12 protein-coding genes and 1 rRNA gene are annotated in these 10,967 nt (G+C 32.2%); 4 read left to right on the top strand and 9 right to left on the bottom strand.

Translation table 11 applies throughout. From position 1 onward, the window contains the following. Positions 1–325: 325 nt before the first annotated feature. On the bottom strand, positions 326–679 hold the full coding sequence (locus WBG07_RS16330) for a hypothetical protein (RefSeq protein ID WP_340202786.1): 354 nt from the start codon (positions 677–679) through the stop codon (positions 326–328). Between the two features lie 704 nt (positions 680–1,383). Between WBG07_RS16330 and WBG07_RS16325 the strand changes: the two genes are divergently transcribed. Beyond that, on the top strand, positions 1,384–2,283 hold the full coding sequence (locus WBG07_RS16325; RefSeq protein WP_340202784.1) for an AraC family transcriptional regulator: 900 nt from the start codon (positions 1,384–1,386) through the stop codon (positions 2,281–2,283). Here WBG07_RS16325 and WBG07_RS16320 read toward each other — a convergent pair. The 5 genes from WBG07_RS16320 to ntrB all read right to left on the bottom strand — a co-directional run bounded on the left by WBG07_RS16320 (position 2,267) and on the right by ntrB (position 6,477). Beyond that, entirely contained in the window at positions 2,267–2,692 is a 426-nt protein-coding gene (locus WBG07_RS16320; RefSeq protein WP_340202782.1) for a DUF1348 family protein, read from the bottom strand. The two genes, WBG07_RS16325 and WBG07_RS16320, sit on opposite strands and share 17 nt — an antisense overlap. Before the next feature lie 165 nt (positions 2,693–2,857). After that, on the bottom strand, positions 2,858–4,276 hold the full coding sequence (locus tag WBG07_RS16315; protein WP_340202780.1) for a CmpA/NrtA family ABC transporter substrate-binding protein: 1,419 nt from the start codon (positions 4,274–4,276) through the stop codon (positions 2,858–2,860). A gap of 31 nt (positions 4,277–4,307) precedes the next feature. Then, positions 4,308–4,748 (bottom strand): cyanase, encoded by a 441-nt coding sequence (cynS, locus tag WBG07_RS16310; RefSeq protein WP_340202778.1) that lies wholly within the window; start codon positions 4,746–4,748, stop codon positions 4,308–4,310. Between the two features lie 11 nt (positions 4,749–4,759). Next, positions 4,760–5,638, bottom strand: a complete 879-nt coding sequence (locus tag WBG07_RS16305; protein ID WP_340202777.1) for an ABC transporter ATP-binding protein — start codon at positions 5,636–5,638, stop codon at positions 4,760–4,762. Between the two features lie 11 nt (positions 5,639–5,649). Beyond that, positions 5,650–6,477, bottom strand: coding sequence for a nitrate ABC transporter permease (ntrB, locus tag WBG07_RS16300; RefSeq protein WP_340202775.1), 828 nt, complete (start codon positions 6,475–6,477; stop codon positions 5,650–5,652). Positions 6,478–6,888: 411 nt separating this feature from the next. Here ntrB and rrf point away from each other — a divergent pair. From rrf to trhA, 3 genes are all read left to right on the top strand, one after another. Next, positions 6,889–6,996, top strand: a 5S ribosomal RNA gene (rrf, locus tag WBG07_RS16295). A gap of 113 nt (positions 6,997–7,109) precedes the next feature. Beyond that, the gene (locus WBG07_RS16290) at positions 7,110–8,417 is read left to right on the top strand and encodes a hypothetical protein (protein WP_340202773.1); all 1,308 of its coding nucleotides are present in this window, start codon (positions 7,110–7,112) and stop codon (positions 8,415–8,417) included. Positions 8,418–8,500: 83 nt separating this feature from the next. Continuing rightward, positions 8,501–9,121, top strand: coding sequence for a PAQR family membrane homeostasis protein TrhA (gene trhA, locus WBG07_RS16285; protein WP_340202771.1), 621 nt, complete (start codon positions 8,501–8,503; stop codon positions 9,119–9,121). Here trhA and WBG07_RS16280 read toward each other — a convergent pair. From WBG07_RS16280 to WBG07_RS16270, 3 genes are read right to left on the bottom strand one after another with little or no spacing between them, the layout of a single operon-like run. Then, on the bottom strand, positions 9,118–9,546 hold the full coding sequence (locus WBG07_RS16280) for a DUF4268 domain-containing protein (RefSeq protein WP_340202769.1): 429 nt from the start codon (positions 9,544–9,546) through the stop codon (positions 9,118–9,120). The genes trhA and WBG07_RS16280 overlap by 4 nt on opposite strands. Then, positions 9,547–10,221, bottom strand: a complete 675-nt coding sequence (locus WBG07_RS16275; RefSeq protein WP_340202767.1) for a ZIP family metal transporter — start codon at positions 10,219–10,221, stop codon at positions 9,547–9,549. Beyond that, a complete protein-coding gene (locus tag WBG07_RS16270; RefSeq protein WP_340202765.1) occupies positions 10,218–10,949 on the bottom strand; it encodes a class I SAM-dependent methyltransferase in 732 nt (243 codons plus the stop codon). Before WBG07_RS16270 ends, WBG07_RS16275 begins: the two co-directional genes overlap by 4 nt. Positions 10,950–10,967 lie beyond the last annotated feature (18 nt).

Genomic DNA, 10,967 nt, shown 5'->3' with positions numbered 1-10,967 from the left:
CAGCGCAGATGGTACTGGGTAACCGGGAGAGTATGTCGCCGCCTTGCTCAAAAACCCTTCTCTATAAAGAGAAGGGTTTTTTTTGTTTAAAACTAAAATAATTCCATGCAGAGTATTTAGAGTGAACTAATATTCCAGACTCAAAACCCAAAAATATGGTATAGATTCCTTAAATCTGTACTGTATTTTTGGGTTTAAGCAGAAGGTTACAAAGAAAGAGTTCAATAGTTGTATGATGTACAATCATACCATTTCATATTCAAAAAAGGTATTTAGATATAATTTATAGTCTGTAATAGATTTAACTAATTTAGGGTTAAGGGTTTTAACCATTAAGGTTATCTGTTCTTGTAATGCTCCCATATCTGGAAAGACTTTCATGGCTACTTTGTTTTTCATCCATTGCCATCTTGTCTGCAGGATTAAGTTCTAGGCTATAAGGAGGTATTCTTAGGAGCCTTATATTATCAGCGATAGTGATGTTTTTAAGTTCATTTGGATTTTGATTGCTAAAGTCTCTAAGGAAATCTTCAAAGATGTCATTAGAGACCAAAGGTGTTTCCCAATAGAAGCTATCACCAATAATAGGGGAGAAAAGAAAGATACCCAAGGTCATAACCAGTTGTAGCTGTGTTAATATCTTCCGACGCGCTTGATTCCCTTTGATACTAGTACGCATTTTTGTTTGGTCATTAATCCAAAACGGGATTCATCCAGAAAACAAAGGTTTACACTAGTATATTTATCTTTATCTAAACTATTTCTAATCTTAGATAAGGGATATGGTAGTTTTTTTAAAGGCTTCAAGAGCCCTATCATCTTAATCGTGATTACCTTAAGTACACTAATGTGATGTATTCTATAATGACTATATAAAGTCTTGTAGTTTATTGTTAACTCTTATCCAATCTAATATTCTAGATAACTGGTAATGATTGTTGTGGGATCCGATAGTTTTTCTCAAATCCCTTGATCGACTACTCTAGGGGTTTTCTCTACTCGTAAACCTCGGCTTTTTATCTTTAAATAAGAAACTATTCCTTCCTGTTGGTATAGCTTAATCCAATTATAGATCGTCTTACGTTCCTCACTTGAGTTTTTTTACTAACTGGTATTTGTAGCTTACCTTGCCTTGCCTTGCTTTATCAATAATAATGCTTTGGCTCTCCTCTTAATTTTTTGGAAATCTTTTTTTGTTTAAATGTTATTTTATAACAATTTAAATTTAGAATAATGAATTTACAATAGCGTAAAATGGGAATTCTGTATTAAGTATATGGTATAATTGTGGGACAAAAATTTATTTATATATTTAACTAAGTATAAATACTTAGATTTATTGTTTTTAGGATAATATCTCACTAAATAATAAAATTGATCATTATGAAAAATTCTGTTAATTTACCCGTTTTCAATATTTCAAATTTTCAGGATTATAATAATTGTATGGAATTTAATAGCAATTTTTATATAAGATCTTTTAATGACCATATTAATGTAAATCAGTTTATTGAAAAACCACACGGACATGATTTTTATTTATTGTTGTTAATTACAAAAGGAAGTGGAACACATTCAATTGATTACGAGGATTATAAAGTTGAGCCTGGGGTGATGTTTATCGTATCTCCTGGTCAAGTGCATTGTTGGTGTTTGGATAAGGATACAGATGGATATGTTCTATTTTTTAAAAAAGAATATTTTTTGATTGATTTTAAACTTGATAAATTGATGAAATTCCCATTTTTCAAATCATCAGCAAGTGTTCCCTATTTAAAATTAAATGTAGTTGAACAAGTTATTTTAATTGATTTATATAAAAAGATCAGTGAAGAATATCAAAATCATCTACTCAATTATCATGAAATGATACGACTTTATCTTAATGTTCTATTTGTAGAATTATCAAGGATTTATAGAAAAAATCATGAGTTTTGCATCACTTATAGTCATGAATTAATACAATTAAATCGTTTTGAATCACTTGTTAACAATTATTTTAAAGATCATAAAGCATTAGTTTTTTATGCCGAAAAAATGAATATTTCATTAAAGCAATTAGGTTATATATGTAAAAAAACGATTAATAAAACTCCTTCAACGATTCTTTTAGAACGAATCATTTTGGAAGCAAAACGACTTATCATTCATTCTGATATGTCTATTAGTTCTATTGCACATGAACTTAATTATAGTGATAACTCTTATTTTATTAGATTTTTCAAGAAAGTATGTAATAAAACTCCTGAACAGTTCCGTTACTCTTTTAAAGATCGGAATTAATAAATTTTCTTTCAGTTTCTTTAATTGGCAAATCATTTATGCTTGCGTAACGCTTTTTCATAAGACCATTTTTATCGAATTCCCAGTTCTCATTACCATAAGAGCGGCACCACTGCCCATTAGAGTCATGCCACTCATATTCAAAGCGCACAGCAATTTTATTTTCTGTAAAAGCCCAAAGTTCTTTTTTAAGTTTATAGGCTAATTCTTTCTTCCACTTAGTATCTAGAAAAGAAATAACTTCTTCTCTTCCGTTGATAAATAAATCCCTATTTCTCCATTCCGTATCTGGTGAATATGCAAGTGCAATTCTTTTAGAATTTTTACTATTCCATGCATCTTCTGCTAACTGTACTTTTTGGGTTGCCGTGTCAAAATTAAAAGGAGGTAGTGGATGTTTTTGTTCCATTATTTTTAGTATTTTCAAAAGGGCCATTCTGTTTTCTAGTAGCTTAGAACACTGCCATCTAACTACATTTAAGTAATACCCAATAAATTTTGAAATGCAATTTCAATGTATAAAGCGGGTTGGACGGAGTATGTGCAAATTATGTAAAACAAATGGATACTTTTTTTATTTTACACGAATATCGAAGCTGTTTACATATTCTTCTGGGAAATTAGGATCAAATTCTTTCCCCATAATTATATGCTTTTTATAAGTAGTTGAGGGAGCTTCATAGCCCATTTCTTTCATTTTAGCACCACATTCTGCAGCTAAATACACTTGTTCAGCTATTTTTTTGTAGTCAATGTCTTCTTTTACATATCCCCATCGCTTCATCTGAGTAAGTATCCAAACTCCCATTGAATGCCAAGGAAAGGGGTCAAATCCTATACGATCTGGTTCATTTAATACATTCCCTAAACCATCAGCATATCTTCCAGTAAGTACTTGAGCAATTACTGAAGCTGGTTGATTTAAATAGTTTTTTGGTGCTATTGCTTCGGCGATTCCTGCTCTATTTTCTTGTTTAGAAGAATAGTGAGTAGCATCTATTATTGCACTAAATAAAGCTGCATAAGTGTTTGGGTTATTCGTAACAAACTCTTGACTACAAGCAAATGCACAACAAGGGTGTCCTTCCCAAATTTCTTTAGTTAGTAAATGTAAGAACCCTACGTTTTCATAAACAGCCCTTTGGTTGAATGGGTCGGGCGATAAGTATCCATCTAAATTTCCTGCTCTTAAGTTTGCTACCATTTCTGGTGGTGGTACAACGCGAATCTGAATATCTTTGTCTGGATCTAACCCATGTTCTGCAACGTAGTAACGTAATAAAAAGTTATGCATAGAGTATTCAAAAGGAACTCCAAACTTAAACCCTTTCCACATTTTAGGGTCTCGTTTGTTTTTATGTTTGTTATGCAGACAAATCGCTTGTCCGTTTATGTTCTCTACAGCTGGCATTACATAAGGAACAGAACTGGAACCAGCACCCATAGTCATTGCTAATGGCATTGGAGTAAGCATATGCGAGGCATCATACTCGTTATTCAAACTTTTATCTCTTGCTACTGCCCAACCAGCTGTTTTGATAACATCTACATCTAAACCATATTTTTCATAAAAGCCCATAGGCTTTGACATGATGATTGGGGTCGCACATGTAATAGGAACAAACCCAATGTTTAATTTAGTTTTTTCTAATTTAGAAGCACCTAGTTTTGTAGCACCTCCAGATTCTACTTTCTTTTTGGTATCGTTAATACAGGATTGTAATGCTCCAAGAGGGATAACTGATAAGAGCGCTGCTCTAAAAACACCGGCTCCAACGGTTCTAATAAATTGTCTTCGTTGTAAATCGTTACCTCCAAATATTGATTTTACAACTGAAGTTTCAACAAATCTGTTTACCATTTCTTCCTCTGTATGTGGAAGGTTTTGAACCATTTCCACATCGGACGAATGACAAGATTTACAACTACAACCTGCACCGTGAGACAAGTCGGATTTTTCACTAAATGGATCATCTAAGCTATTTACTGGCATAATTTCGTGTTTTTAGTTGTTGGTATTGATTTTACCATTTCTTATACGGAAGAAATTTACCGGTCATTGTAATTTGAACTCGATCTCCCTTAGGGTCTTCAACTTTATCTACATCCAGAGTGAAATCGATTGCACTCATAATTCCATCTCCAAATTTTTCATGCGTAATTTCTTTAATACTTGGTCCATAGACATATGCAATTTCAAAGAGTCTATAAATAAGTGGATCACTTGGTACCACTTGCCCCTCACCTTTTAAAGGGAATATTTTTAACATTTTTTCAACATCGATCCCTAATTCAAGTAAATTAACTACTGCAGCAGCTTCGGTATCATTTAACGAAGCACTTCCCAAACATGCGGCTGCTACACATACTGGGTTTAATCCGGTAGCAGTCGCTAGATCACTCCACGAAATTTCTTTTTTCATTTTAGTGTCTAAAATGATTTCTGTCATTTGTTTTTTGTCCATATTCGGTCTATTTAATTATTTTCTAATTGTAATTTCAATTGGTGTGGATCCACATCAATCGGTAAATCTTTTTCTTTTAAAGTTCCCTTCTTTATGTTTTCATTAATTGTTCCAGAATGATTCACGAGAAAATCAACCAAATAATTTCTAATATCATAATAGGCAGGGTGGTTAATAATGGTAGCTCTATTTCTTGGTTTCGGAATATTTACAGCTACGATTTCTGCTATTCTGGCTTCTGGCCCATCCGACATGAGAAGGATTCTATCCGAAAGTAATATTGCTTCATCAATATCATGTGTAATCATGAAAGTTGTTTGCTTGGTTTTATCGCATATTTCAACAAGCTTTTCTTGTAGTTTTCCTCGTGTTAAAGCATCTAATGCGCCGAAGGGTTCATCCATTAAAAGTAGACTAGGTTCTATTGCAAAAGCTCTGGCAATACCAACGCGTTGTTTCATCCCTCCAGAGAGTTCAGAAGGTTTTTTATACATGGCATCTTGTAGACCTACCATCTTTAAAAAATGAGTAGCTCTATTGGAGATATCATCGGTATTCATATTCTTAAATTTGCACTTAATGGCCATGGTTACATTTTTAAATACGGTAAGCCATGGAAGGATACTATGATTCTGAAAAATGACACCACGTTCTAAACTAGGAGCGTGAACCTCTTTCCCTAACATTGTAATTGAACCACTAGAAGGGATGTCTAAACCGGCAAGATTGTTTAGAATAGTAGATTTTCCACATCCAGAATGTCCAATGACACACATAAATTCACCTTTGTTCATTGTGAAATTAATATTCTCATAAATCGTTACAGAACCATTTTTACCTCTAATAGGATATGATTTTGATATATTTTCAACTTTTAAAAATTCTTGCATATTGGTTAGCTTTATTCTTGATAGTTAAAATATTTAGAAGATCTTGATATTAATGAGTCTAGAAACATTCCTATTAAACCAATCATTATTATGGAAAAAACAACGCTTGCTAAATCCAAATTATTCCATTCATTCCATACATAATACCCTATACCGGTTCCTCCTACAAGCATTTCTGCAGCTACAATAACCAACCATGAAATACCCATTGATATTCTTAGTCCAGTGAAAATTGTAGGCAATGCAGCAGGTAGTATTATTGTGAAAGCTGTCTTAAAATTGCTCATTTCTAGTGTTTTACCTACATTTAGAAAATCCTTTTTAACCGATATTACTCCAAAGGCGGTATTAATAAGCATAGGCCATATGGAACAAATAAATATGACAAATATGGAAGACATGATAGAGTCTTTTATTACGAATAATGCCAAAGGCATCCATGCTAAGGGAGATATAGGTTTTAATATTTGTATGTAAGGTTGCAAGGCCTTATAAAAAACAGGAGACATTCCTATAAGAAATCCTATTGGTAATGCGATAATAACGGATAATAGGTATCCAGCCATTACTCTGACCACAGAGTAAAGTAATTGTATGCCAATTCCTTTGTCATTTGGACCATTGTCATAAAATGGATCGCTTAATTCACTTATAGCGTGTCTAAATACTTCCATTGGACCTGGAACATGGGCTTGAGTTTCTCCCATACCCATTAATTTTTCGTATTCGGTCATGTCTTTTTTATTCCTTTCTCCAGAACTTGTAATAAGTTCTCCGACAATAAAAAACACAACTAATAATGTTAAGGAAAGTAAAATAGCTTTCTTGTTTTCGGTCATAATGAAATTGTTATTTTTAACTGATAACAAACATAGTAACGGAATATCACTTAGGTGTAGGACAATAAATCCTTTTTTCGGTACAAATTTTACTTTTTTCAGTATTTCTCTTATTTTAACAATTTTTAATCATTAAAAAATTAGAATATCCCTTTTTTATTTAGTCAAAATTCAAAATCATTAAGAATAGTTCAATAGGGATGTGGTGTTTAGGATGAGATATTCCAATTTAATTAGAATACGTCTGTACTATCGTCAATCCGTAATCTTTACTTGTGGGATATTCGTTTTAATCAATATGTCAACAACATTATGTTAGTATTAAGTATTTAATACAAAGTAGTGAGTAAATAGTGTATTGCCTGTTTGTTCAGTACTACTACAGATACAAGATCAAGTCCAATACAAGTTTAAGGTGGTTATAGCGATGGGGCTCACCTCTTACCATTCCGAACAGATTAGTTAAGCCCATCAGCGCAGATGGTACTGGGTAACCGGGAGAGTATGTCGCCGCCTTGCTCAAAAACCCTTCTCTATAAAGAGAAGGGTTTTTTTATGCCGCTATATCAATAGTATTACCACTCCTTTATTCCCAGCTTTTTTTTAGATATATTTATACAAATTATTGCGCTATGAGTAATAATCCTCAGGATGAAAAATTTAAAAAATGGCTGGATATTCTGCAACAAGAAAGTTGGCAGTTAGAACTTATTATTTCTGGTTTTGCAATTTTTGGTCTTTTTGCAATTAAAGAACCTATACATATCAATGTATTAGAAGCAGAAATGCAACGTAATGTTTATGCATCATTTCTTTGGCAAGGTTTAATGATTTCATGGGTTATAATTACTTTTAACCTAATTATTCACGTAGTATTAAGAGGTTTATGGATAGGAGCTATTGGTCTTCGTTATGTATCAGATGATATTGATTATGACAAGCTAAGCTACAGTAAAAAATTTACGAATCATCTTCAAAAAAGAATTGGCTCCTTTGATAATTATGTGGCTACGCTAGAAAAGTATTGTAGTATCATATTTGCAGTTACTTTTCTGCTGGTATTTTATCTTATAGGATTATTGCTCATTACTTTTCTATTGACATTAATCGGTTTGTGGATAGATAAGGAAGAAACAAGTAGATTTTATCGATTTGGAATTGGTATACCACTTATTATTTTTATTTCGATAGGGAGTGTTTTTACATTTTTTGACTTTATTACGCAAGGTTGGCTAAAAAAGAAAAAGTGGACTACTTTTTTGTACTATCCTTTTTATTGGGTGTTTAAATATTTAACACTTTCTTTTTTATACCGTCCGATGGTTTATAATTTTCTAGACACCAAATTTGGAAAAAGATTGAGCTTGATTCTGGTACCGTTGTATATGGGGATTATAATTTTAGCGGGAACCGGTTTCAGCACGTCTAATTATATAAATAAAAATCTTAAAGCCAATAAGGTAGTGGCAGACCAAGAGAATTATTATGATGAAATTACTAAAGCAACACAATTTGTTCATCTTGCTGCCATTCCTTCAAAAGTAATCACAAACCCTTTTCTTAATGTTTTTATTGCGTATGGTAAATCTATAGAAGATGATGTTTTTTATTTTGAAAAATCCTTAGAACCTGAAGAGGATAAAAGAGGAATTTTTTCTATTTTCTCTTCAGGAGTAGTAAAAGAGGCTGAAAACAAACTCCCATTATATTTACAAACGGTAGAGGAGATGTACACTTTTAAAATAGACTCCCTAGAGCTTAAAGGGGCTTTTATCGTTTCGCGCAATCAGAGAAAGCAAATTGGCTTTGAAACATTTCTGGATATAGGCAATGTAAACAAAGGAAAGCATGCTTTGGAAATTTGGAGAAAAGACTATAGAAAGGACAGTATTATTCAAAGAAAAATAATAACGATTCCATTTTGGTATTACCCAGAGTAGTTGAAAAAGTTCTTTTACTAATTTTGTTTTCGATAATCATTCAAATCTAACATCTAATCATATTAAGGTATCGTACATATAGTATGCAAACAAGACAAGAAGAAATTTGGAATGCGGTCTCTCATGGAGTAGGAATTATTTTAGGGATAGTGGGGCTTGTGATACTTCTCTTTAATAATGGAGAGAAGACTCCGTATAGTACATTTAGCATAGTTCTCTATTCTTTATCTGTGATATTGTTGTATTCTGCTTCTACGATATACCATGCAGTAAGTGACTTAAAATGGAAAATAATATGGAGGAAAATAGACCATATCAGCATTTTTTTCTTAATAGCGGGTACTTATAGCCCTGTAGCTCTAATTACCCTTGAGAAAGGTTCTGGATGGCTCATTTTTTCTGTCGTTTGGGGGATTGCCTTTATAGGAACGCTATTGAAAATATTTTTTACAGGAAAATATGAATTAATATCTCTTATGCTTTATCTGATAATGGGATGGCTAATAATTTTTGATATGCAAAGCTTAATGGCAGCAATTACCTCCTTTGGTTTAAATTTGCTTATGTTAGGAGGTGGTCTTTACACTTTAGGGATATTTTTCTACGTAGTTAAAAAGATTCCTTATCATCATGTTATTTGGCATTTTTTTGTATTAGGAGGGAGTATTTCACATTTCTTTTTTATACTAATTGATGTGATTTAGGATTTTATAAAATCTTCGTATTCTCTAAAAAAATCTTCAAAAAGCAACATGTTTTTTTCTAGGAAAATCATTGTTTCCTGCCAGCTTTTTTTATTATGAATACTAACCTCTTCTTTTAAGACAAAGATTCTTGAAATTTCTTTTCCGTTGTCAAGATAATAGTCCTCTTCAAAAATTACTTCAGGAAGATATTCATTTTTAAGTATTGATTTTAAAGAAACTAGTTTTTCATAGTAATACATACGTTTCTCTATGTCAACACATTCAATAGCCAAAATGACCATTGCTATTTTAGTGTCAAAATAAAATTTAAAAGAGAAGTCACGAATTTTTGTGTTGTATAAAATCCATTTTCTTGGAAAAGACTTTCCAAACGAAATCCAGAATTCTTCTCTTATCTTTTTTGAGTCCTCTTTACTGAACATTTATAAAAAGTATGCGGTTACAACCCCAAAAGCGATTACTAAAAGTTTTCTAATATTGAAGGTATGCCCCTCGGAGCTTTCAAATAAAATGATGGTAGAAATATGAAGGAAAATCCCAATCACCAAAGCAGATATCTGAGTAAGATATGGTTCCAGAAAAGAAATATTTTCAGATAACAAGCTACCTATAGGTGTCATGCATCCAAACAGCACAAGAAGTATTACAACTTTAACCTTTGAAATTCCCTGATCTAGGAAAAAAGTACTTAAGATAATGGCAATGGGTATTTTATGAATAACAATACCCAGAACTAGCGACTCATGCATGTGTAAAGGAAAACCTTCCAAAATACTATGGATGCTTAAACTTGCAAATAGTAACCATGGAAAACTGGAAGTATCTTTATTTGCATGTACATGACCGTGTTCAGCTCCTTTAGAAAAGAATTCTAAAAAAATCTGAAAAAAAATCCCTAACATTATAAAAATCCCTACTTCACCAGAGGGTGATTTTTCATAAATTTCAGGCAATAGGTCAAATACAGTAAGGGATAACAAAAAAGCACCACTAAATGCAAGAAAAAGCTTGAGATTACTTTTTTTACGTGGTTTAATTAATATTGCAAAAATAAGCCCAGACAAAACCGCTGCGATAGGAAGTAAATAATTCATCATTGAAATACCATTATTAAACGCTCTGAAGAATCTTTTTGAAATGCATTTAATTTGTAGTCTCCAAAAGTACTTAATAGTGATACTCCTGAATGTTGAAAGTAAGCTTTGAAATCTTCGTAATTTAGAGATTTAACTCTTTCAGTGAAATGATACGCTTCATTTTCAAAATTGAAATCAATAGTCTTTAAAATGTAACCGTCTTGTATAAAACGATTAATATGAAATTCAATGTTATCAACAATTTTTATTTCATTAGGAACCAAATGTTTTTCCACGTAAGTGACGTTTAAAAAGTCTATAACGCCTACACCATTAGGTTTAAGAGCCTGCTTAATAGCTCTAATTGTATGGAGGTTATCTTCATCTTTATCAAAATATCCAAAACTGGTAAAAAGATTTAAAATAGCATCAAATTTTTGAGGATAGGGTTGAGACATATCATGCACGTCAAAGTGAAGTGAATTATTTTCAAATTTCTTTGCAAATGCAATGCTGTTTGCAGAAAGGTCTACCCCGGTAACATCAAATCCAAGCGTATTTAAATAAACGGAATGCCTTCCTTTTCCACAGGCTAAATCTAATATAGAAGCATTTGCTGGCAACTTTAAATAACTTGTAAGGTTATCCATAAACAATTGTGCTTCTTTATGATCTCGGTCACGATAAAGTGTGTGGTAAAAAGGTGTATCAAACCAATCAGTATACCAATTTTTAATCGGTTTTTGCATGCTTCTTTATTAAAGGTG

This window comes from Ascidiimonas meishanensis (genome assembly GCF_037782385.1).
Taxonomy (GTDB): Bacteria; Bacteroidota; Bacteroidia; order Flavobacteriales; family Flavobacteriaceae; genus Ascidiimonas; species Ascidiimonas meishanensis.
Note: the sequence above shows the minus strand (reverse complement) of the source record. Positions and strands in the feature narration are given on the sequence as shown.

Excerpts from the sequence above, each read along its gene's own strand:
- WBG07_RS16280 (WP_340202769.1), bottom strand. The coding sequence starts at position 9,546 with ATGTTCAGTAAAGAGGACTCAAAAAAGATAAGAGAAGAATTCTGGATT.
- ntrB (WP_340202775.1), bottom strand. The coding sequence starts at position 6,477 with ATGACCGAAAACAAGAAAGCTATTTTACTTTCCTTAACATTATTAGTT.
- WBG07_RS16305 (WP_340202777.1), bottom strand. The coding sequence starts at position 5,638 with ATGCAAGAATTTTTAAAAGTTGAAAATATATCAAAATCATATCCTATT.
- WBG07_RS16275 (WP_340202767.1), bottom strand. The coding sequence starts at position 10,221 with ATGATGAATTATTTACTTCCTATCGCAGCGGTTTTGTCTGGGCTTATT.
- WBG07_RS16330 (WP_340202786.1), bottom strand. The coding sequence starts at position 679 with ATGCGTACTAGTATCAAAGGGAATCAAGCGCGTCGGAAGATATTAACA.
- WBG07_RS16325 (WP_340202784.1), top strand. The coding sequence starts at position 1,384 with ATGAAAAATTCTGTTAATTTACCCGTTTTCAATATTTCAAATTTTCAG.
- WBG07_RS16320 (WP_340202782.1), bottom strand. The coding sequence starts at position 2,692 with ATGGAACAAAAACATCCACTACCTCCTTTTAATTTTGACACGGCAACC.
- WBG07_RS16290 (WP_340202773.1), top strand. The coding sequence starts at position 7,110 with ATGAGTAATAATCCTCAGGATGAAAAATTTAAAAAATGGCTGGATATT.
- WBG07_RS16270 (WP_340202765.1), bottom strand. The coding sequence starts at position 10,949 with ATGCAAAAACCGATTAAAAATTGGTATACTGATTGGTTTGATACACCT.
- WBG07_RS16315 (WP_340202780.1), bottom strand. The coding sequence starts at position 4,276 with ATGCCAGTAAATAGCTTAGATGATCCATTTAGTGAAAAATCCGACTTG.
- trhA (WP_340202771.1), top strand. The coding sequence starts at position 8,501 with ATGCAAACAAGACAAGAAGAAATTTGGAATGCGGTCTCTCATGGAGTA.
- cynS (WP_340202778.1), bottom strand. The coding sequence starts at position 4,748 with ATGGACAAAAAACAAATGACAGAAATCATTTTAGACACTAAAATGAAA.